The organism is Paenibacillus sp. LC231, assembly GCF_001860525.1.
Classification (GTDB): Bacteria; Bacillota; Bacilli; order Paenibacillales; family Paenibacillaceae; genus Paenibacillus_AQ.
The window spans coordinates 458,586-483,919 of the sequence record NZ_JFOM01000026.1 but is presented as its reverse complement, the minus strand read 5'-3'; the positions used below and the strand labels follow the sequence as shown (position 1 = coordinate 483,919).

At 51.1% G+C, this 25,334-nt stretch carries 26 protein-coding genes; 25 read left to right on the top strand and 1 reads right to left on the bottom strand.

The features are described from left to right. The first annotated feature begins 325 nt into the window (after nucleotides 1-325). The 5 genes from AK95_RS19295 (at nucleotide 326) to AK95_RS19275 (ending at nucleotide 4,894) form a co-directional block, all read left to right on the top strand. On the top strand, nucleotides 326-1,405 hold the full coding sequence (locus AK95_RS19295) for a DUF3048 domain-containing protein (RefSeq protein ID WP_071221508.1): 1,080 nt from the start codon (nucleotides 326-328) through the stop codon (nucleotides 1,403-1,405). Between the two features lie 230 nt (nucleotides 1,406-1,635). Continuing rightward, the gene (locus tag AK95_RS19290; RefSeq protein ID WP_053489885.1) at nucleotides 1,636-2,250 is read left to right on the top strand and encodes a DUF47 domain-containing protein; all 615 of its coding nucleotides are present in this window, start codon (nucleotides 1,636-1,638) and stop codon (nucleotides 2,248-2,250) included. A gap of 15 nt (nucleotides 2,251-2,265) precedes the next feature. Then, nucleotides 2,266-3,255 (top strand): inorganic phosphate transporter, encoded by a 990-nt coding sequence (locus AK95_RS19285; protein WP_071221507.1) that lies wholly within the window; start codon nucleotides 2,266-2,268, stop codon nucleotides 3,253-3,255. Nucleotides 3,256-3,358: 103 nt separating this feature from the next. Beyond that, nucleotides 3,359-4,315 (top strand): magnesium/cobalt transporter CorA, encoded by a 957-nt coding sequence (corA, locus tag AK95_RS19280; protein WP_071221506.1) that lies wholly within the window; start codon nucleotides 3,359-3,361, stop codon nucleotides 4,313-4,315. Between the two features lie 213 nt (nucleotides 4,316-4,528). Then, the gene (locus AK95_RS19275) at nucleotides 4,529-4,894 is read left to right on the top strand and encodes a YrhK family protein (protein ID WP_071221505.1); all 366 of its coding nucleotides are present in this window, start codon (nucleotides 4,529-4,531) and stop codon (nucleotides 4,892-4,894) included. Nucleotides 4,895-5,110: 216 nt separating this feature from the next. Here the strand turns inward: AK95_RS19275 and AK95_RS19270 are convergent, their stop codons facing one another. Beyond that, nucleotides 5,111-5,722 carry a hypothetical protein gene (locus tag AK95_RS19270; RefSeq protein ID WP_071221504.1) on the bottom strand — a complete coding sequence of 204 codons (612 nt, stop codon included), beginning with the start codon at nucleotides 5,720-5,722 and terminating at the stop codon, nucleotides 5,111-5,113. Nucleotides 5,723-6,010: 288 nt separating this feature from the next. Between AK95_RS19270 and AK95_RS19265 the strand changes: the two genes are divergently transcribed. The 20 genes from AK95_RS19265 (at nucleotide 6,011) to AK95_RS19170 (ending at nucleotide 25,205) form a co-directional block, all read left to right on the top strand. Then, on the top strand, nucleotides 6,011-6,301 hold the full coding sequence (locus tag AK95_RS19265; RefSeq protein ID WP_053489879.1) for a YerC/YecD family TrpR-related protein: 291 nt from the start codon (nucleotides 6,011-6,013) through the stop codon (nucleotides 6,299-6,301). A gap of 3 nt (nucleotides 6,302-6,304) precedes the next feature. Continuing rightward, the gene (locus AK95_RS19260) at nucleotides 6,305-7,069 is read left to right on the top strand and encodes a sirohydrochlorin chelatase (RefSeq protein ID WP_071221503.1); all 765 of its coding nucleotides are present in this window, start codon (nucleotides 6,305-6,307) and stop codon (nucleotides 7,067-7,069) included. Nucleotides 7,070-7,087: 18 nt separating this feature from the next. Next, a complete protein-coding gene (locus tag AK95_RS19255; protein WP_009592325.1) occupies nucleotides 7,088-7,969 on the top strand; it encodes a diacylglycerol kinase in 882 nt (293 codons plus the stop codon). 578 nt (nucleotides 7,970-8,547) lie between these two features. After that, a complete protein-coding gene (rlmD, locus tag AK95_RS19245) occupies nucleotides 8,548-10,122 on the top strand; it encodes a 23S rRNA (uracil(1939)-C(5))-methyltransferase RlmD (RefSeq protein WP_071221501.1) in 1,575 nt (524 codons plus the stop codon). A gap of 277 nt (nucleotides 10,123-10,399) precedes the next feature. Beyond that, nucleotides 10,400-11,374, top strand: a complete 975-nt coding sequence (locus AK95_RS19240; protein WP_071221500.1) for an ABC-three component system protein — start codon at nucleotides 10,400-10,402, stop codon at nucleotides 11,372-11,374. Continuing rightward, nucleotides 11,358-11,585 (top strand): ABC-three component system middle component 6, encoded by a 228-nt coding sequence (locus AK95_RS19235; RefSeq protein WP_071221499.1) that lies wholly within the window; start codon nucleotides 11,358-11,360, stop codon nucleotides 11,583-11,585. The genes AK95_RS19240 and AK95_RS19235 overlap by 17 nt, the downstream gene beginning before the upstream one ends. After that, entirely contained in the window at nucleotides 11,576-13,300 is a 1,725-nt protein-coding gene (locus AK95_RS19230; RefSeq protein WP_071221498.1) for a DUF2326 domain-containing protein, read from the top strand. Before AK95_RS19235 ends, AK95_RS19230 begins: the two co-directional genes overlap by 10 nt. Nucleotides 13,301-13,437: 137 nt before the next feature. After that, nucleotides 13,438-14,265 (top strand): ParA family protein, encoded by an 828-nt coding sequence (locus AK95_RS19225; protein WP_071221497.1) that lies wholly within the window; start codon nucleotides 13,438-13,440, stop codon nucleotides 14,263-14,265. After that, entirely contained in the window at nucleotides 14,213-15,160 is a 948-nt protein-coding gene (locus AK95_RS19220) for a ParB/RepB/Spo0J family partition protein (RefSeq protein ID WP_071221496.1), read from the top strand. Before AK95_RS19225 ends, AK95_RS19220 begins: the two co-directional genes overlap by 53 nt. An 84-nt stretch (nucleotides 15,161-15,244) precedes the next feature. Continuing rightward, nucleotides 15,245-15,415 carry a hypothetical protein gene (locus AK95_RS34230; protein ID WP_162487606.1) on the top strand — a complete coding sequence of 57 codons (171 nt, stop codon included), beginning with the start codon at nucleotides 15,245-15,247 and terminating at the stop codon, nucleotides 15,413-15,415. A gap of 2 nt (nucleotides 15,416-15,417) precedes the next feature. Next, nucleotides 15,418-16,029 carry a hypothetical protein gene (locus AK95_RS19215; protein ID WP_071221495.1) on the top strand — a complete coding sequence of 204 codons (612 nt, stop codon included), beginning with the start codon at nucleotides 15,418-15,420 and terminating at the stop codon, nucleotides 16,027-16,029. A 45-nt stretch (nucleotides 16,030-16,074) separates the two neighbouring features. After that, on the top strand, nucleotides 16,075-17,187 hold the full coding sequence (locus tag AK95_RS19210) for an SAF domain-containing protein (protein ID WP_071221494.1): 1,113 nt from the start codon (nucleotides 16,075-16,077) through the stop codon (nucleotides 17,185-17,187). Between the two features lie 11 nt (nucleotides 17,188-17,198). Then, the gene (locus AK95_RS19205; protein ID WP_071221493.1) at nucleotides 17,199-17,906 is read left to right on the top strand and encodes a hypothetical protein; all 708 of its coding nucleotides are present in this window, start codon (nucleotides 17,199-17,201) and stop codon (nucleotides 17,904-17,906) included. 14 nt (nucleotides 17,907-17,920) lie between these two features. Continuing rightward, on the top strand, nucleotides 17,921-18,760 hold the full coding sequence (locus AK95_RS19200; protein WP_071221492.1) for a hypothetical protein: 840 nt from the start codon (nucleotides 17,921-17,923) through the stop codon (nucleotides 18,758-18,760). After that, on the top strand, nucleotides 18,757-20,619 hold the full coding sequence (locus tag AK95_RS19195; protein WP_071221491.1) for an ATPase, T2SS/T4P/T4SS family: 1,863 nt from the start codon (nucleotides 18,757-18,759) through the stop codon (nucleotides 20,617-20,619). Before AK95_RS19200 ends, AK95_RS19195 begins: the two co-directional genes overlap by 4 nt. After that, nucleotides 20,616-22,685, top strand: coding sequence for a hypothetical protein (locus AK95_RS19190; protein ID WP_071221490.1), 2,070 nt, complete (start codon nucleotides 20,616-20,618; stop codon nucleotides 22,683-22,685). The genes AK95_RS19195 and AK95_RS19190 overlap by 4 nt, the downstream gene beginning before the upstream one ends. A 72-nt stretch (nucleotides 22,686-22,757) precedes the next feature. After that, the gene (locus tag AK95_RS19185) at nucleotides 22,758-23,237 is read left to right on the top strand and encodes an ABC transporter permease (RefSeq protein WP_071221489.1); all 480 of its coding nucleotides are present in this window, start codon (nucleotides 22,758-22,760) and stop codon (nucleotides 23,235-23,237) included. 69 nt (nucleotides 23,238-23,306) lie between these two features. Further along, nucleotides 23,307-23,699: a hypothetical protein gene (locus AK95_RS19180; RefSeq protein ID WP_071221488.1), complete on the top strand. Its 393-nt coding sequence runs from the start codon at nucleotides 23,307-23,309 to the stop codon at nucleotides 23,697-23,699. Further along, the gene (locus tag AK95_RS19175) at nucleotides 23,696-24,244 is read left to right on the top strand and encodes a hypothetical protein (RefSeq protein WP_071221487.1); all 549 of its coding nucleotides are present in this window, start codon (nucleotides 23,696-23,698) and stop codon (nucleotides 24,242-24,244) included. The genes AK95_RS19180 and AK95_RS19175 overlap by 4 nt, the downstream gene beginning before the upstream one ends. Further along, nucleotides 24,231-25,205, top strand: a complete 975-nt coding sequence (locus tag AK95_RS19170) for a hypothetical protein (RefSeq protein WP_071221486.1) — start codon at nucleotides 24,231-24,233, stop codon at nucleotides 25,203-25,205. The genes AK95_RS19175 and AK95_RS19170 overlap by 14 nt, the downstream gene beginning before the upstream one ends. The last annotated feature ends 129 nt before the right edge of the window (nucleotides 25,206-25,334 follow it).

The window sequence follows — 25,334 nt, the reverse complement described above, 5'->3', positions numbered from 1 at the left end:
GCATACACACTATACGTATGCCTTCTAAGAGACTTTTTTATGTCACAAACCGGGTCGTTTAGAACCTCACCATGGTTTGAGTTGGAACTGCTGCTGCCAAGCCATGCTGTCAAGGTGATTCATTAAAGGATGGTATCTCTTCTAAATACAGACAAAGCACGGATTTTGTGATTAAATGTAAACTAAAGTTGATTGTCGGTTGGAAATTTCGGGGAAATAGGTTGGAAATTTAGGGTAATAAGTAATGGGAGCGTTCATAGGGGGAAACCATATGTTTAGCAAAGGGTCTTTGTCTTTTCAAAAATTCGCCTGGAGGACAAGCTTAATGTCGATGGCGACAGTTCTTATGCTGTCGGGCTGCGGCGGCGATAAACAGCAGGCGGAGCCTGCTCCGGCACCGGTGGTGGAGGCTCCGATCGAAGAGCCGGTAGAAGTGCCTCAAGAGGAAACGTCCTCTCCATATAAGGCACCGCTGACAGGATTGCCGTTAGAAGCGTCACTGACGCAGCGGCCGCTGGCCGTTATGATCAATAACGCACCGGCGGCAAGGCCGCAGTCGGGTCTGGGACAAGCGGACATGGTATATGAAGTGCTGGCGGAGGGAGGGATCACGCGACTGATCGGCATTTTCCAAAGCCAGAGCGACATTGAGAAGATCGGGCCGATTCGCAGCATTCGTCCTTATCTCATTAATCTTGGCGAGAGCTACGGCGGCGTTCTGGTCCACGCGGGAGGCAGCCCTGAAGCTTATAGCATCATCCAAAAGCAAGGCAAGCAGGATATGGATGAGATCGGAAATGCTGGCTCCTATTTCTGGAGAGACAAGGAACGCAAAGCTCCGCATAATCTGTATTCCAGCGACGAGAAGCTCCGTGAAGGAGCGGCCAAGCTTAACTATGGCAACGACGTGAAGGTGCCGCAATATTCGTTCTATTCGGAGCCGACGGCTGCAAGCGGCGAAGGTGCAGAGGGAACGGCGCCTTTAGAGGTTATTTCCGGTGAACCCGGGGAGAAGGTCGAAATCAAATTTTTACTAGACAGTTATGTGGTGGCTTATCAGTATGACGGTTCGTCCAATACGTACAAACGGTGGGTCAATGGATCGCCGCATGTCGATCTTAACGATAATGTCCAGCTGGAGGCCGCGAATGTCATCGTGCTCGGGGCGGATCATAAAGTGCTGGATGATGTGGGCCGGCTTGCCGTGAATGTGGAAGCGGGCGGGAAAGCGATGCTGTTCCAGCGCGGAGAAGTCATCGAGGGGCAGTGGGTACGCGCAGCGGGCGATGCGATCCGTTTCGTGAAGGACGGCAAGGAAGTGCCGTTGGTGCCGGGAACGACGTATTTCAACATTGTGCCGAATTCGCCATCTTTTGAAAGCCATGTGACCATAACGAATCCTTAATGTATAAGAAGTGGATGTTGGATGCATATCGGGATAATTTGCACGCAGACGGAGATGTTAATAGGCAAGGGAAATGAAGCGATATCCATGCATCTTCTATTCTGTTAGTTCCTTACATTTTTGAGTGTTACTTTTCTATACACACCCTGCCATGGATGTGATAAGATAGTCAAGGTTGTCTATCTTATAAGGGCGTTCGCGGCAATTTATCGAAAAAAGGGGTTAAGAGTATGAAATTGAAGAAGAAGGATATATTCTTCCAAACGCTGGAGAATATGGCCGATACGGTGGTACAAGCCGCAGATTATTTTTCGCAGCACGTTTCCAATCTTCAAGATGTGCTTGAATTTGCCAATGAAATGAAAAAATACGAGTCCCAGTGTGATACCTATACGCATACCATCATTACTGAGCTCAACAAAACGTTTATCACGCCAATCGAACGCGACGATATTATGGACTTGACAACCAGCATGGACGATGTGATGGACGGATTGGAAGCAACGGCATCCCGTTTCTATATGTACAATTTGGGGAAACCTGACGAGTACATGGTGCAGTTTGCCGAAATTTTGCGTCAATCGGCTTACGAAATTCAGAAGGCCATTCATTTGCTCTCTCAGAAAAAACTTCTGGCTATTCGTGAGTACACGATCCGCTTGAACGATCTGGAGAACCAAGGCGACGAGCTGCTGCGCATCTGTATCAAGGATCTGTTCGCCACCGTCTCTGACCCGATTCTGCTGATCAAGAAAAAAGAGATTTACGAACGTCTTGAAACGACCACGGACACCTGCGAAGACGTGGCAAATATGCTGGAATCCATCATTATGCGCAACTCGTAAGGGAGTCTTTGAACAATGGATACAACGATGTTAGTATTAGTAATTGTTGTTTTTTTGGCGCTTGCATTTGACTTCATCAACGGGTTTCACGATACGGCGAATGCTATCGCAACGTCGGTTTCGACCAGGGCCCTGAAGCCGCGGGTAGCCATACTGCTTGCAGCGAGCATGAACTTCGTCGGTGCGATGATGTTCACAGGGGTTGCCAAAACCATCGGCGGAAGCGTCGCCGATCCGACCAAGCTGGATAACGGGATCGAGGTAGTTATTGCAACATTGCTTGCAGCCATCATCTGGAACCTGGTTACCTGGTGGTTCGGATTGCCTTCATCCTCTTCCCATGCTCTGATCGGGGCATTGGCCGGTGCGGTATTTGTCGGCGCGGGAAGCGACATGCTGAATTATGGCGGATTTAAGGATATCGTATTAGCGCTGATTCTGTCGCCTATTCTTGCGTTTGTGATCGGTTATGTGGTCATGCAGCTGCTGAAGTTCATCTTTGCCAAGCGCAGTCCGCATACCGTGAATAAAGGCTTCCGTACGATGCAGATATTTACGGCAGCACTGCAATCCTTCACGCACGGTACCAACGATGCACAGAAGGCGATGGGGATTATCACCTTTGCTCTGGTTACCTCCGGTCAATTGACAGAGATGGAAGTTCCGCTCTGGGTTAAAATTTCGGCAGCGACAGCGATGGCACTCGGAACCTCGGTGGGTGGCTGGAAGATCATCAAAACCATGGGTACGAAAATTTTCAAAATCGAGCCGATCAACGGCTTCGCAGCGGATTTCTCGGCTGCATCCGTCATCTTCTCGGCTACGCTGCTTCACTTGCCAATCAGTACGACGCATGCCATTACGTCGGCGATTCTCGGCGTAGGCTCAGCGAAACGCTTCTCCGCCGTGAAATGGTCCCTTGCAGGACGCATCGTAGTGACCTGGTTTATTACGATTCCGATTACGGCAGTACTGGCAGGAGTCATCTTTAAAATTCTTTTCTAAAACGTAATTACACATAGATCATGGATAGTTGTGGGGCCAATCAGGAATCGATTGGCTTTTTTTGTTTAACGAAACAAGAAGGTGCTGGGAAGGAGAGCTTATCATGATTCGCACGTTAGCCATTACCCCAAGCTATGAAGCGGTAATCGGACTTCCACTCGAAGAGATTCGAATGGAGGACTATATCTGGATCTGGGTCGATTTCAGTGAGCCGACGCCGGAGGAGGCGCGGATGCTGGATAGCTATTTTCATTTTCATCCGCTGGCGGTGGAGGACTGCATGCACATCCTGCAGCGGCCGAAGCTGGATTATTACGAACAGATGCAGTTCTTAGTCTTACATGCCCTACAGCCGGATACGCTGGGTGTCGTCGAGGTGGATCTGTTTCTGGCACCTTCGTATATTGTATCTTTTCACGAGAAAGCCATGCGCGAAATGGATGAAGCTTGGGACCGCGTGCTCTCGGTCGCCGGCAAGGGACCGCTGGGTCAAGATGGCCCGAGCTTCACGGCCTATACGATCATGGATAAGCTGGTGGATCAGTACTTTCCAAGCCTGTTTGCCATCGAGGATGAGCTGGCCGAGCTGGAAAGCCATGGGGAAAAGGATTCGGTCGAGGATCTTATGAATCAGGTGTTCGCGCTTCGTTCCAGACTGCTTCGCCTGCGGCGGACGGTCGTGCCGATGCGGGATCTGCTGTACCGGATCGTGAATTCGCAGCATTTGCAGCACCACGCGCACCATGCTTATTTTTCCGACATTTATGACCATCTGCTGAAGCTGGCGGACATGATCGAAGCCGACCGCGAGATGACGGCGGACCTTCGGGACAGCTACATATCGGTGAATTCGAATCGGATGAACACGATCATGAAGACACTGACGGTGATCACAACCATCTTCATGCCGCTTACCCTGATTGCCGGGATTTACGGGATGAATTTCGAGAATATGCCGGAGCTCGAGTGGCATTATGGATACTTCTTCGTGCTCCTTCTTATGTTCGTGCTTGGCGGGGGCATGGTGTTGTGGTTTATGCGCAGAGGCTGGTTTAAATAGAGAGGTTCATTGTTGAGTATAGGTTAACGTGAAAAATGGTGATGCGATTCGTAAGGTAGAGGATGCCAGCCGGGAGTATCTGTCGGCCCAAGTCCCTGCCATGCAGTTATCTAAAATGAGGTAAGGTTGTCCTGCATCATAAGGCGAATGCTAAATCGCTGTCGTTTCTTGTTCCTCCGTAAGGGGTAAAGGCTTGCAGAGGAGGGACTGCATATGAAACTCAGGCTCAGACCACATCCCAAGAAGCGTTCATCGCATCAACCAGATGAGCCTTTGCGTTCCCGGCTGCTGCGCCGGATGCTTCGCTTGGCTTGGAAACGAAAACGAAAGCTCGCCGTGACGAACCGTTATGAGGTGGGCATGGTCATCAGCGAGATTGCAACCGGCCTGTTGTTCATCACTGGCAGCATACTCATGTTCTATCCCCATATGAAACGGATCCCGACCGTGCTGTATCTGATGGGCAGCATTATGATGCTGCTGCGTTCCGGTCTGCGCGGATCCTATTGGTTTCGGTTAAAATCACTCGAAAGCGCCGAGAATAAAGAAGCCGGCCCCGAAGGGGACTGGACGCGCTGAAGAGGATATCATAGGTTGATAAAAGGATATGGCTCCAGTCTTGGGTAACCGACTGGAGCCAACTGCATGATGTATGATGGTTCGGATGATTCCGCCTATGGTGAGTTTTAGGAACGTATCTGCTAAACCCATCGTGTCGCTATATCCTTCGATGTTCAGAGGCTGCGGTGCTTCTGAGACTCACAGCAGGGTTTATAGCTTACCCATTTACATAGATCAACGGCGACGTTTTTTGCCAGAGCCGGATGTTCTGCGCGAGCCGGAGCGGCGCCGGCTTCCCGAGGAACGGCGTCTTCGCGGTTTATATTCGTAGCCGTCTTCATTCTGGTCCGTAAATGCGCTTGGAGAGGATCCGCTGCCGCCTCCGCCTTTCTTCTTGCCGAGTGCGCCTGCAAGCAGAGAGACGATGGGCGCAAGCTGCTGGAAGCCCTGCATAACCTTTTGTACCTTGCCAATGTTGTTTACGATGCCGTCGATGCCCCCCATCCGATCGATGAGGCCCTTGATGTCGCTCATATTGTTGACCCCGAGCCCGCCGAGGAGCTTGCCTAATCCGCCACCACCGCCGCTGCCGCCTCCTCCGCCAAGGAGACCTGCCAGACCGCCTCCGCCGGAGTTCGTGGATGGAGCCAGAGCCGAAGCCGATGCCTCCATGTCGGTTACGCCGTCGGTATATGGATATAACGCGGTTTCACCCACTTCCGGATAATCGGTGTATGGAGTAATGCCAGGGTATGGCGATGGCGTCTGCGGCAGTGATTCATATTCATTGAGAGAGCGCTGGTTATTAGTGGGTCGGCGGTGATAATAGTGAGAATGACGCGTCATGATATCACTTTCCTTTTTGAGTTAAGATACTATACTGTATGATACGGGCGGGCGATGGGTTTAGGCGGATGACCCGATTTTCGGGATAGGAGCGGAATCGGGCGATAGCCCAGGAAGATTTTGGCGAGCGCTGGAGCGGTGAAATGTGAGCGTGTATAAGGGATGCTGCCTCCGGGTAATGGTTGTCCTGTAGTGCGTGAAATCGTTAATGCTTGAAAATACTAGTTCCGCTCGGGTACAATGGGAGTGCGAGTGTTATACACAGTAACAATAGGGGATGATCATCCAGTGCAATTAAAGAAGCTAAATGATAAAAGCATCGATCAATTATTCGAAGCGATATTAACCCTGGGCAGTGTGGAAGAGTGTTATGTATTCTTCGATGATCTCTGCACCGTTAACGAAATTCAGTCCTTGTCGCAGCGGCTGGAAGTGGCGCGCATGCTGGGCAAGGGATGCACATACAACCAGATTGAAGCAGAAACGGGAGCCAGCACCGCAACGATCTCGCGCGTGAAGCGTTGCCTGAACTACGGCAATGACGGTTATAAAATGACGCTGGAGCGTCTAGGGCGTTAAAATATGACGAAACCGGGTGTGCTGGTTATTAGTCATGGTTCGCGTGAACAGAAATGGGTGTCGCTTGTGGACGAAGCCGTCCACAGACTGGCGTCCCGTATGGATATACCGGTCGTCTCTTCGTACCTGGAACTGGTAGAGGGCCGTCTGATTCAGGACGGCATCACGACCTTGGAAGACCAGGGTGTCACCGACATTGTGGTCATTCCTCTATTTGTCTCGTCCGGCAGCACACATGTCGACGAAATAGCTTATGCTATAGGAGCGAAGGCCGTTCCGGACATGGAGACGAACCTGGCGCCGTTTCGGGTCCAGTCCCGGGTTCATTTTGGTACGCCGATGGACGACGCCCCCGAGATTGCGGCCATGGTATGGGATAAGGTAAAAGAGCTGTCCGTGAACCCGGCGAAGGAGGTTATTCTCCTTGTCGGACACGGGAGCCGGCATGATCTGTTTCGCAGCCGCTGGGAAAAGGGTATTAACTCTTTGGCACAGCGAGTTAGCGAGGTAAGCGGAACAAGCGCGGATTATGCTTTACTCAGTCCCGGCGATGTTCGGGACAAGGTGACAGCATGGATGGAGCGCGGCTGCGATGTGATCGTAGCTCCGCTTTTTTTGAGTGAGGGGTATTTTACGGAGAAGGTTATACCCGATCGGCTCGAGGGGCTGGAATGCCGATATTCCGGCAGAACCTTGCTGCCGCATCCGCTGCTGCCGCAGTGGATGGAGTCGCAGGCCAAACTTCTTCTTCTATCCTTGAAATCATAAGTAGGTGGCGTATCGTTAATGAGAAATGCAAGGTTAATCTATAACCCAACCTCCGGCCGGGAGGAAATGAAGCGTCGGCTTGCTGATATATTGCACCGTCTGGACAGTGCTGGCATCGAAACCTCCTGTCATGCAACGACCGGAGAGGGGGATGCGACCCGTGAGGCGGCGGATGCCGTCGAGCGCGGATACGATCTGGTGATCGCAGCCGGCGGAGACGGTACGCTTAATGAGGTCATCAACGGGATGGCCGGCAGGGATAATCTCCCGCCGCTGGGTATTTTCCCGCTGGGCACCACGAACGATTTTGCGCGGGCGCTCGGTATCTCGAAGAACTGGGAGGAGTACTGCGATCTGGTGATTCGGGGCGAGACGCGTCCGATTGATGTGGGCAAAGCGAATGATCGCTACTTCATTAATATCGCGGGCGGCGGTACGCTGACCGAGCTCACATATGAGGTGCCCAGCAAGCTGAAGACGATGATCGGGCAGCTGGCGTATTATTTGAAGGGGATCGAGAAAATGGTCAGCCTCGCGCCGCAGGAGCTCATCATCAACGCGAGCGGTCATCCGGCGATCCATGACGAATTCATGGTGTTCCTCATTGCGAACAGCAACTCGGTCGGCGGCTTCGACAAAATCGCGCCGGGCGCGAGCATCGACGACGGCCTGTTCGACGTCATTGCGCTGCGCAAGTGCAATCTGGCGGAGTTCGTGCGTGTAGCTACGCTCGCCCTGCGCGGCGAGCACATCAACGACAAGCGGGTCGTGCATTTCCGCACCGACTATATGGAGGTCGTCTCTCCGGGACCGGTTCAGCTGAACCTGGACGGCGAGTTCGGCGGCGTTCTGCCGGGCACGTTCCGTGTCCTGCCGCAGCATTTAAGGATTTTTGGCTGAGATGGTGGATGGTAGAAATGCGGAAGACATGGGGCGCGTAAGCCGTAATGGTTGCGGCCGAGTGCTCAGCGGGGACTGACCGCATTAGCGATGGATAGGCGATTGGGGCGATGGGCCATTGATCGAGATGGAACAGGCCGAGGATCGCCGCTTAGGCTCCAGGCTCTTGTAAGTAAATGATTGGATTTGCAGGCTGAATGGATTGAATAACATACGAGGCTCCCGTATAATGATGGACGTGAGCTTGTGCGCTAAGCTCCCTTGGGGGAGCTTTTTGTTGTTTAAGCGAATGAAGGTTAACGGAAGATCATCCGCTTTTATTAAGTGCGTGTTCAAAAAGATCGGTTTTCAGCACCGAGAAGGTTGGATGAAGCTAGGGACTGAGGAGTGGAGCGTACGCTTGGGTACGTGAGCACCGGAAGGCCCGGCTGAATTCAAGATTCGATGCCGAGTGGCTTCCTGATTCACTTCGTGATCAAAAGCGAGCTTTTTGAACAACTTCTATTATGGATGGGACTCCGATGGGGAATATAGAGTGGTAAGGGACAAGTTGAACGGAAAGAAGTGAACAGCACATCATGAAGAAGAACCGCAAGGGAAGCGACACGCGCCGCAGCGGCAAGCCCGCGGCTTCGGCTGCCCTCCTGGACCTGCCGGTGGCCAAGAACGACGAGGTCGTGATCGATATTATAGGAATGAACCATGACGGGGAAGGGGTTGGCCGTGCGGACGGCTACACCCTGTTCGTTCAGGGTGCCCTGCCGGGCGAGAAGGCCCGGGTGAAAGTGCTCAAGACCAAGAAGCAGTATGGCTACGCCAAGCTGCTGGAGCTGGTCGAACAGAGCCCGAACCGTATTGCGGCCCCGTGCCCGATCTACGACCAATGCGGCGGCTGCCAGCTGCAGCATATGAATTATGCCGGTCAGCTGGAGTGGAAGCGCCAGCTGGTGGTGGACAACCTGGAGCGGATCGGGAAGCTGCGGGTGGCGCGTGAGGCGGAAGGTGCTGGAGCAACGCGTGTGGACGGCGAGCGGAGTGGCACAGATGGTGGAGGGGACATTGAGAATTCTAAAACCAATGGGGCGAATCCTGCTGTGTCCGGGGTTGATACAGATCAAGAGGGGATCCTTGTGCGGCCGACACTCGGTATGAGCGAGCCTTGGCGCTACCGCAACAAGTCCCAGGTGCCGATTGGCGTAACGGAAGGCGGCCTGGTCGGCGGCTTCTACGCCCGGGGCAGCCACCGGATCGTGGACATGGAGACGTGCCTCATTCAGCACGAACAGAACGACGAGGTCGTCAGCCGCGTCAAAGCTATCGGGCGGAAGCTAGGCATCACCGCCTACAATGAAGAGACAGGCCAAGGCCTGCTTCGCCATGTGGTGGTGAAGATAGGTTTTTCTACCCGGGAGATGATGATTGTGCTCGTTACGAACGGCGAGCGGATTCCGCGCGTGAACGAGTGGATCTCTGCGATCCGTGAAGAGCTCCCTGCCGTGGTAAGCGTTTGTCAGAATGTGAACACACGCAAAACGAACGTGATTTTCGGGGATGTGACCCGTGTCTTGTGGGGACGTGAGGTCATCCATGACTATATAGGCGATGTGAAGTTTGCGATATCTGCGCGTTCCTTCTACCAAGTAAACCCGGCTCAGACCGAAGTGCTGTATGGCAAGACGGTGGAGTATGCGGGATTGACCGGGGAGGAGACCGTGATCGATGCCTATTGCGGCATCGGAACGATATCTCTGTTCTTAGCCCAACATGCCAAGAAGGTGTATGGGGTCGAGATCGTGAAGGAAGCGATCGAGGATGCGCGTGCGAATGCGGAGCTCAATGGTATGAAGCATGTGGAGTTCGAAGTCGGCGCGTCTGAGGACGTGATTCCACGCTGGAAAGAGCAGGGCATTGAGGCTGATGTCATCGTGGTCGATCCGCCACGTAAAGGGTGCGATCCACGCCTCTTGGACACGATTCTTGAGATGAAGCCGGAGCGTGTAGTTTATGTGAGCTGTAATCCGTCTACGCTGGCGAGGGATTTAAGGGTGCTAGAAGATGGAGGGTATCGGACGGTGGAGGTTACGCCGGTGGATATGTTCCCGCATACGGTGCATGTGGAGTGCGTAATAGGAATACAACGAATCGATACGTAGAAATCCTTTGTTTTCAACACTTTGCGCGATTTATGACGTTCACGGCGGACGGCAACGACTTCAAAAATAAGCTGCTGAAGGACAAAATTGAGGTTTCAGTCGTTTTGGACTTGGATTTGGACGTCGGGTGGGTAGATATGTAGTGAAGTATAGAGAGCGTCCTTGATTAGGCGTTCTTTTTAATAAACTTCGATGCGAGAGGAAATTCCAATAATTTGTCGAATAATCAATGAACATAGCAACTAAATCATTTTTGAATATAAGGGGTATGTGGCTAATGAATCGAAGTAAATACTTCAACTATATAGAGGAAAAGCTGGAGGTTTTGGCAAGACGAATTGAGAAACGAGGAAAAATAAATTTATTGGATCTAAACATTTATTCAGAAACGTTTTTTGCAGAATTGATGAACTTATTGCTTGGATTTACGTTGGTCAATTTGAATATACTAAAACAGAATATTGAAGGCATTGATTTGGTTGATGTGAATCACAAAGTTGTAGCCCAAGTGTCTTCAACCTGCACAAAGCAAAAAATTGAAAGCTCTTTAAAAAAGGATATATTTGTTAAGTACCCAGGATACCGTTTCATTTTTATTTCAATTGCAAAGGATGCAAATAAGCTTCGGGAATCGAGCTTTATTAATCCACATAATGCTGCATTTTCTCCCGCAGATGACATTGTTGATGTAAATACATTGTTGAATGTTGTACTAAACATGGAAATCGATAAGCAGCGAGAGGTATTTGAGTTTGTAAAAAAGGAACTTGGGAATGATATTGATGTACTTAAAGTTGATACAAATCTTGCTACTATCATTAATATTCTTGCAAGCGAGAATCTCACAAACGTTATAGAATCTCCAGAAATAAATTCCTTTGAAATAGATAAGAAAATAATATTTAACGATTTGTCAGATGTGAAAGATACAATTGATGATTATAAGATATTCTACCAAAAGTTAGATGAAAAATATGCTGAGTTCGATAGAGAAGGTTCAAATAAAAGCTTTTCGGTTTTTCAAATAATCAAAAAACAATACACAACGATTCAACATGAAAAAACTAACTCAAAGGAACTTTTCTACAGTATAATCGATAACATAACTAAAATAATCATCGAGAGCAAAAATTATATCGAAATTCCGTATGAAGAGCTTGAACTCTGCGTTTTTATTTTAGTTGTAGATGCTTTTATACGATGCAAAATTTTTAAGAATCCGGAGGGGTATAGCCATGTTGTTGCCGGATAATATTCATCCTCAACTTAGCATTTATTATAATGGTGCTTTAATTTTGAAAGAACTTAAACAATTTGCCAAACAGCAAGTTTTTGATTTGTATCAAAGAATTAGAAGCCAATATAATATGTCGTTTCCCATTTTTATGCTTTGTTTAGATTGGCTGTATCTTATTGATTCTGCCAAGATAGACGATGACGGATGGGTGGAATTATGTTCATAAAAACGTTGAAAATAACTAGTCGTACAGGAACAATAAGAGAACTAACTTTTCATTCCGGCTTGAACCTAATTATTGATGAAACACCATCCAACGATGATAAATCGACTGGAAATAATGTGGGGAAAACAACAGTATTGAAGCTAATTGATTTCTGCTTGGGAGCTAGCGCCTCCATAATATATTCGGATACAGAGAATAAAAAAGAAGTATATGACTTGGTTAAAGATTTTCTTGTAGCTAAAGAAGTATTGATTACTCTTACTCTTGTTGAGGATTTATTAGATGAGACATCAGATGAAGTAATAATTGAACGCAATTTTCTGCCACGAAAAAAGAACATTAGAAGAATTAACGGAAAACCAATTCTTGAAAAGGATTTTGAAGACGAGTTACAAAGGCTTCTTTTTCCCAGTCATAATTCGGAGAAACCTACATTCAGACAGATCATCTCTCACAATATTAGATATAAGGATGAGAATATAAGTAATACACTAAAGACTTTGGATAAGTATTCCTCTGATGTGGAGTATGAGACATTATACTTATTCTTATTGGGTTGTGACTTCGACGAAGGTGCGCAGAAGCAAGCATTAGTGACGAAAATAAAACAAGAAGAAGTCTTCAAAGAAAGGTTGGAAAAAAAGCAAACAAAAACGGCTTATGAAATTGCTCTGGAAATGATTGAAGAGGAAATTACCCAATTAAATGAGAAAAAGTCAACCTTCAATTTGAATGAAGATTTTGAAAGTCAGTTAGAGCAACTTAACTTTGTAAAGTTTCGAATTAATAAAAGCAGTTCTAACATAAGTAAAATGAACATTAGGAAGAACCTCATTGAAGAGGCTCAAATGGAAATGGAAAATAGTAAAGCTAATATTGACTTAAAGCAATTGGAAGTTATTTACGCAGAGGCTAAGGCCAATATTGGTAATATACAAAAGACTTTTGAAGAATTAGTAACATACCATAATAATATGGTTGTTGAGAAAATTAAGTTCATAACTTCTGATTTACCTTCGTTACTTGTAAAAATCGAAACGGAAGAAAAAAATTTGAACTCATTGCTGATTCAGGAGAAAGAGTTAGCGATGACTATATCTAAAGGTGACTCTTTTGAGGAGCTTGAAAAAATTATAGCTGAACTAAATGATAAGTATAGAACTAAGGGTGAGTATGAAAGTATTATTTCACAATTAGATGAAGTAGAAAAGAACATTGAAGAAATTAATGCTAAAATTAAAGTGATTGATGATGTATTATTTTCAGGTAATTTTGAAGAGAAGTTAAGAAGCCAAATTAACAAGTTCAACAAAAATTTCTCTGAAATTTCTTTTGAACTTTACGGTGAAAAGTATGCATTGAAATATGATAAAGTTATGCACAAAAAGAGCCAACAACAAATATATAAATTTAGTGCATTTAATGCTAATTTAAGCTCAGGAAAAAAACAGGGTGAGATTTTATGTTTTGATCTTGCAGCTATATTATTTGCTGATGAGGAAAAGATACCGAGCTTGCACTTTCTTCTAAATGACAAAAAAGAATTAATGCACGATAATCAATTAATTAAGGTTTCTGATTATGTTAGTAGAAAGAATATACAATTGGTTGTTTCTATTCTAAAGGATAAGTTGCCTGTAAGCGTGCTTGATAAAGCCCATATTGTTGTTGAACTATCTCAGGAAAGCAAATTGTTTAGAATAGAAGAAGAATAAGACCCTAAAAATGTATATGATATATTCAAGAGAACGCCACTGATCAGGCGCTCTCTTTTTATATAGATATCCTATAAGAGCCGGTTGTCCTGAACTCCAGAGCAACCGGCTTATTGCGTGAAAGGAGACTAATGAACATGTCCAAAGTGATCGCCCTCGCCAATCAGAAAGGCGGCGTCGGCAAAACCACAACAGCGGTCAATCTTGGCATTGGCTTGGCGGAGGAAGGCAAGAAGGTTCTGCTGTTGGACGCGGATGCGCAGGGCAACCTGACGGATTCGCTAGGCTTCCATGAACCAGACAGTCTATCCGTTTCACTGGCTACGATGCTGGTGAAAGGCATGACGGAGGAACCGTATGAACCGAAGGAAGGTATTCTGCATCATCACGAAGGTATCGATCTGATGCCGGGAAACATCGAATTATCGGCAGTCGAAGTGGCGCTCGTCAATACGATGAGCAGGGAAACGATTATGCGTTCGTACATCGATTCCGTAAAAGCAGATTACGATTATATCCTGATCGACTGCATGCCCAGCTTGGGCATGATGACGATCAACGCATTGGCAGCGGCAGATAGCGTCATTATCCCGGTACAGGCGCACTATCTGCCCGCCAAAGGCATGACACAGCTTTTGCAGACGGTTGCCCGCGTTCGGCGTCAAATTAATCCGAAACTGGCTGTGGATGGTGTGCTGCTCACGATGGTAGACAGCCGAACCAATTTCGCAAAAGATATTTCTTTTGTGCTGCGCCGGGATTACGGGGATAAGCTGCGTGTATTCAATACAGAAATCCCCATGTCCATCCGCGCGGCGGAAACGAGCGCCAAGGGCAAAAGCATTTATGCCCACGATCCGAACGGACAGGTTGCTAAAGCCTACGCTGCACTTACGAAGGAGGTGCAGGATATTGGCAGCGAAAGAAGATCGGCTCGCCAGCATAAAGCTGACCAAAGTCGATGATTTATTCTCGACAGAGGAAAGCCGCAACGATTCGCAACGGGAAAAGGTGATGTATATTCCATTGGCTGAAATTAGCGACTTTCCCGGTCATCCCTTTAAGGTAAGGGCGGATGAAGCGATGTTAGAAATGGCGGATAGCGTCAAGCAGTACGGTGTCCTTGTTCCCGGTCTGGTTCGACCGAAGGCGGAGGGCGGTTACGAAATGGTTTCCGGTCACCGTCGCAAGAAGGCAAGCAAATTGGCTGGTATGGAGACAATTCCTTGTCTCGTTCGCGAGTTGGATGACGATCAGGCGACTATTATCATGGTGGACAGTAATCTGCAACGGGAGCATATCTCACCAAGCGAAAAAGCGTTTGCCTATAAGATGAAGCTTGCAGCAATGAAACGGCAAGCAGGCAGGCCAAGCAAAGAAAATCCTACCCAAGTTGGGCAGGATTTAAAGGGAAAATATTCGGTTGAGATTTTAGGAGAACAAGTAGGTGAGAGCCGGAATCAGATTCAGCGGTATATCCGATTGACCGAACTCACTCCCCTAATTCTCGAAATGGTAGACGACAAACGGATTGCCTTTAATCCTGCCGTTGAACTGTCATACTTGGCCGAGAAAGAACAGCAAGCCCTGTTCGATACCATGCAGGCCGAGGATTGCACGCCTTCGCTGGCACAGGCGCAGCGCATGAAAAAGATGAGTCAGGAAGGCAGGCTGAATTCAGATGTCATTTACACCATATTGACGGAGGAAAAGCCGAATCAGAAAGAAAAAATGAGCATCCAGCGGGAGCGGATCGAACGCTTTTTTCCGCGAGATTTTTCTGAAAAGCAAAAAGAAGACTTGATCGTGCAATTGCTGGAAAGCTGGTATAAAAAGCGACAGCGGGAGCACGAACGGTAATTCATCCGATGCTGCCCCTGTTCATGCACCCTCTCCCCTGACGGAGAGCTTTTTTTATGTCCATTTTCGGGGAGGAGATAATCAATGGACTTTACGAAAGGAAAACGGCGTCAGTATGAACGCATGATGAAAGAAAAGCCGGGCTTTGCGCGTAGCAGGCCGTCCGAGGAGGAAGAACAACTGCTTTGCAGGCAGGCCCGAGAAGCCGAATGCGAACAAAAGAAGCGTGACCACAAAACGAATCGGGAGGGCTGACGATGGAGCAGGAGAAACGAATGGCTGGCGATTATGAGGTTTATCAGGCGCTGCCCATTGGCAGGGTTGAGGTTATTTTGGGCATCAACATGACGAATATTGAAAAGCCCTATCTGGTTTGCTACTGCTCGCAGAACAATTTGTTTGGCATAGATCAGTTTTATGGTGCAGAAGGATATGCGGATTATGTGGAAGCGATGCGGGAGTTTACCAAGCTATTGCAGTGGGAGATCGAGAAACTCCAAATTGAGCGCTCTGCGATCACGGAGCCGATGCCTCCCATTCAACTCACCCAATGCATGCCCATCAAAAGTGATGATGTACTCAGCGGCAGGATTGTTGTGATCCGTCCGGAATGGCTGCGGCCGGAGTTTCGCACGGCAGACAACCAGCTTGTTTGGGTAACGGGAGGTTTCGGGGCTTCGGGGCATTCGCGTGGACGGGCGGTCTATGCTGAAACGCTCTATTCAGGCGATGAATATCGCTATAACCGGGAAGACCTGATGGGCTTTCTGAAGCCGGAGCATACACCGGCGTGGGCAGCCGAGAAGCTGGCACAGCTACAAGCGGAGAAAGCTCAATCGAAGCCGCGTCCGCGAGACGAAGCACGTTGAGAGTAGCGAAGATAATCTTCTATTAATGAAAGGAGATCGTGAACGATGTCATGGACGTATCGACACCGCAAGGTGCTGGTCATGGGAACCATCGCGGTCAGCTTGGCGCTGCTGGTTGCAGCAGCCTTATACATGCTGATGCAGCACACCGACCAGCAGCAAAAGCAGCAACAGATGAAAGAGGAGTATGAGCGTCAGATTCAGCAGTTGAAAAATGAGGAACAGCAAAACAGCCGAAATGTCTGGATGACTGCAAAAACGATACCGGCAGGCGTTGCGCTCAAAGCGGATGACCTCAATGCCGTTCAGATGCCCGTCAGTTTGGTCCCACCGGGCGTAGTCACCGACCGGGAAAGCATCATCGGCAAAAACGCCAAGATTGAGCTTGCGCCGGGAACGCCGCTGCTTTCCTCACTGTTGTACGAAGGACAGGCCGTTCCGAAGGATTTGCGCATACAGGAGTTTCAGGTCATTCAGCTTCCCTCTAATCTCAAGCCTTCACAATATATAGACGTTCGCATCGGCTTTCCAACCGGCGAGGACTTTGTTCTCTTATCTAAAAAGAAGGTACAGGAGTTGTCCGGCACTGTCGTATGGCTGGAACTGAATGAGATGGACATCCTCCAAACGTCCAGCGCGATTATCGATGCTTACTTGCAGGGAGCGCGGTTGTATGCCCTCCCTTACATCGAACCGGGCTTACAGGATGCGGCTGTGGTCAACTATCCGGCGAATCAGAAGGTATTGAATCTTATGGCGGTCGATCCCAATCTGCTCGAAACCGCGCAAATCGAGCTTGCCCGCACGCTGCGTCAAACGCTGGATGGCAATTTGAAGGCGGTCAGCGAATCGGACAAGCTCCGTTTCACCAGCGGCAGCGTAACCGTGCAGCAGCAGTTGCAAAACGAACGGACGACGACGCGGCAGGGCAATGCCATGAGCGAAACACAGCCAGCCAGCACGCCGCAGTCAAGGGTTCCGAAGAGTGGTTCGCAGCCTGCATCAAGTGACTCTGCCGGTACAGTAGCTTCTCCAACTGCGAAAAGTCAGCAGCCGTCCCCTCCTGCCGATTCGCCATCACTGCCGTCGGGTACGTCTCCGGCGACCGAAGCTCCTCCGGCAAGCGGAGATAAATGGGAAGACATCTTCAATCAATGAGGAGTGCGAATATGAAAAAAATCGTTTTTATCGGCGTAGCGGAGAAGACGCATGCCTTATTGGTGCTGGGCCGTTTGCTGGCGGCGCTTGGGCATAAAGTGCTGCTAGTGGACTCCACCATGGCGCAGTCGATTCGGGGGTATCTGCCGAATGCTTATACCAGCAGCGCCGTACAAGATTTTGAGGGTATGGATGTGGCCTACGGCTATCTCACGCCCGAGCAGCTTGAGCGAGGCTTGGCACAGGCCGGGACGACGCCGACATACGACGTCATGCTGGTGGATACGGACCATACGGAATTTGTTTTCCGCCATAATCTGTCCCAGTTTGACAAGCGGGTGTGGTGTTGGGATGGAAAGCGATTATCGCTGGAAAAAAACGAGGAGCTGATGCTGCGACTGGGCTTGCAGGATGCAGAATCGCCTGTCATGTTTTTTGAAATGCTTGCCCCCGCCATACCGGGTCAATTGGCTGCCTGGCGAGCCGAAATGCGGCTGCGGCACATCCAATGGGAGGAAGCTGTGTTTCGTTTTCCTTTGGACGAGCGGGACGCAGCCGCCGATTTGAACAACCAGCACCACGGCCGCATTGACCTCCGAGGTCTTTCCGGAGCATACCGCTATACGCAGCTGACGATGCTTGAGCAGCTTGGAGATTGCGACCGCAAGGCAGCGCGGCGGGCTTGGTCGATCGCTCGGAAGAAAGTGCGAGTTTGGTAGAAAGGAGAACGCATATGGGAGTTACCGTTGTATTTTGGAGTCCCGTGCCCGGTCAGGCAGGGACCACAACCAATCTGCTCGCTGCGGCAACGTGCATGGGACTGGAATATTCGTCGCGACTGCTGCTGCTGGGGCATTTGCAAAACAGCTATGCCGCTGTCGAGCGGGCTTACTTCCGGCCTGCCGCATGGCATGGCATTCATGCCCCGGACACGGGAATTGATGCGCTTTTGCGACTGCTGAAAAACCGCAAGCTGGAGCCTGTCATGCTGCGAGATTATGCCCATCCGTTGCTGCGGGATCGTCTCGATATTTTGCCCGGCTCCATCAAGCAGGAGGATGCCTTTATCGAAATGGCAAAGGAATGGCTCACACCGATGCTTGCGGTTGCCCGCCGCGCTTACGATGTGGTGCTGCTGGACGGGGGAAGCGGCCGCGGGTCGGCTTGGAACGAGTTGCTGCGGCAGCAAGCGGACGTATGGGTCATCTGCCTACCGCAAAACCGTCTCCTGCTGGAGCGATTTTTTCAATCGGAGGAAGCATCGATGCTGCAAGACCGAAGGACGCTGCTCGCATTCGGACAATACGATCCCTATTCGACGCTTACCGTTAAAAATCTCATGCGCCAATTCCGCATAGGAACGTCCGTTTACCCTGTTGCGCATCATACAGGCTGGATGGATGCGGTACAGCACGGCGAAGCAATTCCCTTCTGGTTCCGCAACCGGAAGACAGCAAATGGCCATGAGAATCATCTTTTTGTGCAGCAGGTGCGCCGATTGGCGCAGGCTGTGATCGACAGCGCGGGCGCAAGGCAATCCCTTTTCGGTGGAAAGGTGGGCGACACACCATGACGGCCATGCTTAATACTTTCATCCTGATTGCGCTCCTGTTGCTTTCGATCTTCTTCCTTTACTTACGCCTGAGCCGACGATTGCCGGAGCGGACAGACGACACGTCGGTATATACGCTAGAGGCGATGACCACATTCGTTAAGGCAACGCTGCACGAGTTGACCAGCAGCAACCTGACCGACTTCGGTTTGTCAGAGGAGGAATACCGCCGCAGAAAAAGCAAACGGGCAGAGCTGAAAAAGGCTCTGCGGGGCTGCACCTCCGGGGACTTGCGGGACAAGGAGTATGTCAAGGAGATCATTGCCGACCTGCTCGCGCAGCGCTATGAACTGGACGACGCACATTTGAACCTCCTGCTGCCTTTTCATCAGCCGGAGTCTCTTTCCGCGCAAGACCAGTTTGACATTCTGCTTCACACGTATAAAAAGGAAGCCGGGCTTCATGCGCTCGACCGGCTCATTCAAACCTACGAGTTGGATCAGCAAAGACGAAACGAGGAAGGTCAGCTTGAAACGTACCGGATTACGGCGGAGGATATTCGAAGCATCTTCGCTCGGGAAGCGCCGCGTTTGACGTCGGACGATAAGCTCCAGCTTGTCGTCCAGCGGATATATCAGCATTACAAAGGATTCAGCGTCGTGGACGAGCTGCGCGACATGCGTGTGGACGGCGTATCCGGGGGCGTATCCGGGCTGCCGCCGCTCATGTGGGAGGGCGAATGGTCGCTGGAGGAGGATGCACAGCTTCAGTCGCTGCCCCGTTCACATGATAGTGTTTGGTTGTTTTACAAGGGCAAATCCATTCACCTGAGTTTTTTGTCCTTTGGCTCCGAGCAAGAACTGCGGCGCGTTTGCCAGATCATCTACAAGCACAATTTTCCCGGCCAGTTGTCCGAGGCGAACGGATTTAAGGTCAATGAAATGGCAGACGGCTCCCGCGTCGTCGTGCTGCGCCCCCGATTTTCAGAATCGTGGGCTTTTTTTGTGCGCAAATTCGATGTGCAAAGCGCTACGCTGGAGCAGTTGATTCAGGACGACGGGGCGGAATTGCCGATTGGCCTCATTCGTTATTTGGTGTCGGGTGCGCGAATCACCGCCATTACCGGCGCGCAGGGCAGCGGCAAAACAACGCTGCTCATGGCGATGGTGCGCCATATTCCAGAAGTGCTGCCCATCCGGGTACAGGAAATGAGCTTCGAGCTTCAATTGCGCAAAATTTATCCGCAACGCAACATCGTCAGCCTGCGCGAAACCGAGACGATCTCCGGTCAGCAGGGGCTGGATATCCAAAAGAAGACGGACGGCTCCGTCAACATTTTGGGCGAGGTGGCGACCGATCCGGTTGCCGCCTGGATGGTTCAGATGGCACAGGTGGCGTCCTTATTCACCTTGTTCACGCATCACGCCAAAACCTTTCGCGATCTTGTGCTGTCTCTGCGCAATTCCTTATTAAAAACAAAGGTGTTTACGAATGAGCGTGTGGCGGAGCAGCAAGTCGTCAGCGTCGTCAACTTCGATATTCACCTCCGCCGCGATCTGGACGGACGGCGCTATATCGAACGCATTACGGAATGCGTCCAGGCACCGCAGGAAGCCGCTTATCCGGATTCCTTTCGCGGGAAAATGACAAAGGACGAAAGAATGGCCGCTTTTATGGAAACGGCGCTCGAATACTTCCGCCGCTCGACGGATCGCCCACTGTACACAGCCCGAAATCTCGTCGAATACCGCGACGGCCGTTACGTTGCCGTTCATCCATTGTCCGAGCAAAGTCGCTATGAGATTGCAGAATACCTGAGCGGCCCCGATCAAGCCGTATTTGATGCGTTTCTGGCATCCTATTGGGGGGATGAGACATGATTCGGGAATGGCTGTCCCCTTTGCTCGGTATCGCAACCGTGCTTTTTCTTGCCGCGGTCGCGGCCTTCCTGTGGCTGTCCCGCCGTGATTCGGAGGTGGCAGCAGTCCGGCGCTATGAAGCGCTGCGTAAGCCGGGGCAAGCACCTCGCAAGCAGGCGATTTACAGCTTCATGCAGCAGTTATACAGCGTTTGCGAGCAGGTGCCCATTTTACGTGTGTACTTGCAGCATCTTCGCAGGCGGCTGGTCATCCTGCGACTCGGAGACGAATGGAAGCTGCGACTGGAGGTGATGAAATCGGCGCTGCTGATGTGGCTTGTCCTGCTGCTGGTCGCTGTTCCGCTTGTCTTGGCGGTGCGCGATCCCTTCACGATGGCGATGCTCGGCATGGGTCTTTGGGTCGGTCACGGCATCCTCTCGGATATGGGCATCCATCGGCTCGAAATGCGGCTGCTGCGTCAGCTTCGTCTGTTTCTTGGCAATGTACGCCACCACTATCATCGTCACGGGATGGTCGAGGAAGCTATTTACGAGTCGGCGGATAGCGCACCGTATGAAATGGCGCTGCACGGGCAGGAGCTGTACGACATGCTGACGGACAGCAACGCCGAGGAAAAACTGGCGCAATATGTGGAGCTTGCTCCGAATCGTTATTTGCAGGGCTTTGCCGGATTATCGTATCTCATCAAGGAGCACGGAGACCAGCAAACCGAAACCGGCTCTGTCTACCTCAAGGGGCTGGAAAAGCTGTCCGTCGAACTGAATCTGGAGTTGCTGCGCCGCGAGCGTCTTAGCTTCCTGCTGCAAGGTCTGACCGTTATTGCGCTTCTGCCGTTGCTGTTTATCCATCCGATTGAAGCCTGGGCCAGCCACTTTTTTCCGGCAATGGACACCTTCTACGCCAGCGCTTTTGGCTGGGCCGTCAAACTCTGTCTGCTTGTCGTCGTGTGGCTATGCTACGTGCTGCTGCGCAACCTGTCGGAGCTGGATGCGACCACAAGGCCCACCAGCCGAAAAAGATGGGAGAAACGGGCTTATGACTGGCCGTGGATGCGCTGGCTGGCCCTTCGGTTGGGGCCGATCCCCGGCTCGCGGGAGGCGCAGCGGATGACCCGGCTGCTCAAGGATACAGCTTCCCCTTTGCGTCTCGAATGGTTTTATGTGCAGCGGATCGTAGCCGGGGCCGCAGCATTTTTGGCGGTGATGGGCTTGCTCGTGTCGCTGCATACAGCGGAGCGGCATCAGGTGCTGTATACGCCGGTAAAACCTGGAACGCTGTTCGGGCAGTTGTCCCCGGAGGAGGAAGCGAAGGCGTGGGAAGCCGCCGCGCTGGATCGCAGGATGCTCGATCAATTAAAGGAGGTGAGGCCGCGAAGCGAAAATAGCGTTATCAGCCTGCTACGCAATGATACGGCTGTACAGGTCAAGGAGGATCAGCTTCGAGAGGCGGCGCGGCGTATTCTGGACAAGCTGGAGAAGCTGAATCAACCTTTGCTGGCGTGGTGGGAAGCGTTTCTGGCTTTCGCCGCGGGGTGGGGCGGGTACGCGCTGCCGGTCGGCATCCGTCTGTTTCAGCGGCGAATGCGGCAGATGGAGATGAAGCATGAGGTGGATCAGTTGCAAGCCGTAATTGCCATGCTCGCCGGGATGGACCGGATGTCGGTTGAACAGCTTCTGCTATGGATGGAACAGTTTGCACAGGTTTTTAGGGAACCGCTGCAAGCCTGCTTGCTTCACTTTGAGCAGGGCGAGGAGCAGGCGCTAGCGCAGCTCAAAGAAGATGCGCCGTTTCTGCCGTTTGTGCGGATCGTTGAGAAGCTGGAGATGGCATCGCAGCATTTGACCATCCGGCAGGCATTCGACGATCTTGAAGCGGAGCAGGCGTTTGCGCGGGAGCAACGCAAGCAGGAGTATGAACAGTTAATTGAACAAAAGGCAGGCTGGGGCCGCTGGATTGGGTTTGCCCCCTTAATGACGCTGATATTCGGGTATTTGGTCATCCCGCTGGTCGTCGTCAGCTTGCAGCAGATGACAACCTACTACGATCAGCTTCAACGCATCCAGTAGTCGGTACGAACGCTTTCCCTTACCAACGGGAAGACGTTTTTTTATTCCCCATTTCAAAGGAGAGAATCGAATATGTCCAATGCCCAAAAAGCGCTAGTCATGGCGGCAGGTATCTTCCTCGCCATTGCGCTCATTACCCTCGCAGTCGTGCTGTTTATTTCTGCTCAGGATTCGACCAAGGCGGCGCAAAGCAATTTCAGCAACATTCAGACAGAGCTTTCGCAGACTGCGTTCACGGTATACGACAATACGACGCTTTCGGGCAGTCAGGTGGTCAATGCACTGCGCAAGTTCCGCGATCAGGACCAGTTCGGCATCCAGATCGTAACCGGCAAAAATCCGACTGGCCAATGGTACGGCAAGATCATCAATACCGGAGTTCCGCTGGATAGCGTCACCTATGGTACGGTCGAAGGAGCCGCCCCCGGCCAGATTAACCAGACTGTAGACGAGGCGGACATCAACTACGTGAATCCGAGCGGTAAATTTCGCGCTCATCTGGTGCTGGACAGCAGCAACGTCATTCGCGGGATCGTATTCCAGCAGCAATAAGGCGGAATGAGGCAAACGAAAGCGTCCGGGTTAAAGCCGGACGCTTTCGTCATGAAGGAGGTGTAACGCATGGACCATGCGCCAAGAACGATGCTGGAGATGAGCGCAGCCTTGCTCGTTTTCCTCATGGCCGCAAGCAGCGGTCTGATGCTGTTTCAGAACGGCGCTTCTCTCAATAGGCTTGCCTATGTGAACGGGCAAGCGCAGGATCGCAGCCTGCACCAGACCTATACGCCGATCTCGGGCGACGGTTCGGTATCCGGTGCAGAAGTGTTGCAAGCCATCGCTCGTTTGGGTGAAGGGGATGCGGAAATGGTTGTTGACGGCATTCGATTCGCGCCGCCGCTGGAACGGGAGCAGCTCTCGTCGGCAGGAATACGTCTCACAGGGCGTTATCGTCCCGCCTATGAACGGGACGCTTCCGGTTACCTACAGCGTCTGCTACTCAGGAGCCTGCCATGAACAGTTTGGTCAAAATTTTCGCCGTACTGATCGCTGTGCTGCTGCTCTATCTCTACCCGCTCTCTGCTGCCTTTGACCAGCAGGACGATATTTCGGAACTGGTCGCCTTGCGCGCGACGACAGCCTTCGTTGATGCGGTTCGGGACAAGGGCGGCATCACGCCAACGATGTACAACGATTTCGTGACCGCGCTTGCGGCGACCGGCAATAGCTTCGACGTTCAGATGGAACATGACAGCAAGAAGTACGTGCCGGTTTACGACGATCCGACACGGCCCGAAACCTTTAAGGGCAGTTACGAAGTACAGTACGATGCGTTTTTCAATGCGCAGATCCTGCCGGTGTTGTTCCCAGACAATCAGACAGCAAAGGATGACCCGAGCCGCCGTTACAAGATGCGCGCAGGTGACAGCTTCTCGGTGATCGTGCGCAATACGAACCGGACGGCAGGCACGTTGTTCTTCGATTTTCTGAACAATACCATCAGCCCGAATGAAAAAATCGTGATTCCGTATGGCGGGGTGGTACGCAATGAAATGGATTGAATGGGCCATCGTCGGCGCGCTGTTGTTCCTTCCCTTCGCGATCGTCAACCGGAATGAGACGGACACGCTGCGGCGGACGGTGCTGACGGAGATGAAATACAACGCTGCGCTGGATGCGGCGGTAGACGATGCCGCGAGCTTGCTCGTCGTTAACGCTAGCCAGCAGCAGGAAGCGCAATATGCTTCGGCCAAACGTGTCGCGCTGAACAAGGAAGAAGCGATAGCGGCCTTCTACCGGACGCTGGACGCGGGTTTCGGTATTGCGGATGATCCGGTGACGCAAGGCGCTTTGCATCGATACATTCCGGCTATCGTAATCGTCGGGTACGACGGATTTTACGTCTATTCCGAGCAAGAATGGACGGGGATTGACGGAAAAACCGTCTTGGAACCGGCGTGGGGAACGAAGAAGCCATATGCTTATTCCGATTCGGCTGGCAACAGTCTGTCTTTTACGCTCGACCAACAGGTGCTGGCCTACGATGCGGTCAGCCGAAGCTGGCATGAAGGCTTGCGGCAGGACATCCGGCAGCAAACGACGATTCCGCTGTTGCAGGATGCTGCGCTGTTCGAGCAGGTGCGACGAAGCACGATTGTTCGGTCCATACAGGACGAGCTGGCATACCAGATCAACCGGTATAACGAAGCCGTCTCTCGAAACGGCCTGACCTACACGTTCACCTTGCCGCTGATCTCCGATGAGGACTGGAACAATACGGTGGATGATGTGGGCGTGTTGGCCTTTGTACAAGGCATTCCGATGGGCGCGAAGGTGTACAACAGCTATGCGCTTGGCGGGAGCCGCATCGTGAAACGTCCAACGATCATTGGGGCCAAGAAAGGCAGCATGAAGGTGTATTACCGCAGTTCCTGCGGTTACACCTATCCGGCTGAAGAAACGTTTGCCAGCGAGCAAGCAGCCGCGCGCAAGGGATATATGCCCCTGCCTTGTCCCGGCTAAGCTTTCTAGCCGGGACGTATACGTAAGCCTTGGTTCAGGCGGTTGAGGACGACTCCATGTTTCCTGCGGAGGGCAGACTGCCGGATAGTGGACAGGCAGCAGAATCGGCACTATGATGAAGGCAACAGC

What these genes read in the sequence shown, in the direction of transcription:
- AK95_RS19295 (WP_071221508.1), top strand. Translation starts at nt 326, where the DNA reads ATGTCGATGGCGACAGTTCTTATGCTGTCGGGCTGCGGCGGCGATAAA.
- AK95_RS19290 (WP_053489885.1), top strand. Translation starts at nt 1,636, where the DNA reads ATGAAATTGAAGAAGAAGGATATATTCTTCCAAACGCTGGAGAATATG.
- AK95_RS19285 (WP_071221507.1), top strand. Translation starts at nt 2,266, where the DNA reads ATGGATACAACGATGTTAGTATTAGTAATTGTTGTTTTTTTGGCGCTT.
- corA (WP_071221506.1), top strand. Translation starts at nt 3,359, where the DNA reads ATGATTCGCACGTTAGCCATTACCCCAAGCTATGAAGCGGTAATCGGA.
- AK95_RS19275 (WP_071221505.1), top strand. Translation starts at nt 4,529, where the DNA reads ATGAAACTCAGGCTCAGACCACATCCCAAGAAGCGTTCATCGCATCAA.
- AK95_RS19270 (WP_071221504.1), bottom strand. Translation starts at nt 5,722, where the DNA reads ATGACGCGTCATTCTCACTATTATCACCGCCGACCCACTAATAACCAG.
- AK95_RS19260 (WP_071221503.1), top strand. Translation starts at nt 6,305, where the DNA reads ATGACGAAACCGGGTGTGCTGGTTATTAGTCATGGTTCGCGTGAACAG.
- AK95_RS19255 (WP_009592325.1), top strand. Translation starts at nt 7,088, where the DNA reads ATGAGAAATGCAAGGTTAATCTATAACCCAACCTCCGGCCGGGAGGAA.
- rlmD (WP_071221501.1), top strand. Translation starts at nt 8,548, where the DNA reads ATGAAGAAGAACCGCAAGGGAAGCGACACGCGCCGCAGCGGCAAGCCC.
- AK95_RS19240 (WP_071221500.1), top strand. Translation starts at nt 10,400, where the DNA reads ATGAATCGAAGTAAATACTTCAACTATATAGAGGAAAAGCTGGAGGTT.
- AK95_RS19235 (WP_071221499.1), top strand. Translation starts at nt 11,358, where the DNA reads ATGTTGTTGCCGGATAATATTCATCCTCAACTTAGCATTTATTATAAT.
- AK95_RS19230 (WP_071221498.1), top strand. Translation starts at nt 11,576, where the DNA reads ATGTTCATAAAAACGTTGAAAATAACTAGTCGTACAGGAACAATAAGA.
- AK95_RS19225 (WP_071221497.1), top strand. Translation starts at nt 13,438, where the DNA reads ATGTCCAAAGTGATCGCCCTCGCCAATCAGAAAGGCGGCGTCGGCAAA.
- AK95_RS34230 (WP_162487606.1), top strand. Translation starts at nt 15,245, where the DNA reads ATGGACTTTACGAAAGGAAAACGGCGTCAGTATGAACGCATGATGAAA.
- AK95_RS19215 (WP_071221495.1), top strand. Translation starts at nt 15,418, where the DNA reads ATGGAGCAGGAGAAACGAATGGCTGGCGATTATGAGGTTTATCAGGCG.
- AK95_RS19210 (WP_071221494.1), top strand. Translation starts at nt 16,075, where the DNA reads ATGTCATGGACGTATCGACACCGCAAGGTGCTGGTCATGGGAACCATC.
- AK95_RS19205 (WP_071221493.1), top strand. Translation starts at nt 17,199, where the DNA reads ATGAAAAAAATCGTTTTTATCGGCGTAGCGGAGAAGACGCATGCCTTA.
- AK95_RS19200 (WP_071221492.1), top strand. Translation starts at nt 17,921, where the DNA reads ATGGGAGTTACCGTTGTATTTTGGAGTCCCGTGCCCGGTCAGGCAGGG.
- AK95_RS19195 (WP_071221491.1), top strand. Translation starts at nt 18,757, where the DNA reads ATGACGGCCATGCTTAATACTTTCATCCTGATTGCGCTCCTGTTGCTT.
- AK95_RS19190 (WP_071221490.1), top strand. Translation starts at nt 20,616, where the DNA reads ATGATTCGGGAATGGCTGTCCCCTTTGCTCGGTATCGCAACCGTGCTT.
- AK95_RS19185 (WP_071221489.1), top strand. Translation starts at nt 22,758, where the DNA reads ATGTCCAATGCCCAAAAAGCGCTAGTCATGGCGGCAGGTATCTTCCTC.
- AK95_RS19180 (WP_071221488.1), top strand. Translation starts at nt 23,307, where the DNA reads ATGGACCATGCGCCAAGAACGATGCTGGAGATGAGCGCAGCCTTGCTC.
- AK95_RS19175 (WP_071221487.1), top strand. Translation starts at nt 23,696, where the DNA reads ATGAACAGTTTGGTCAAAATTTTCGCCGTACTGATCGCTGTGCTGCTG.
- AK95_RS19170 (WP_071221486.1), top strand. Translation starts at nt 24,231, where the DNA reads ATGAAATGGATTGAATGGGCCATCGTCGGCGCGCTGTTGTTCCTTCCC.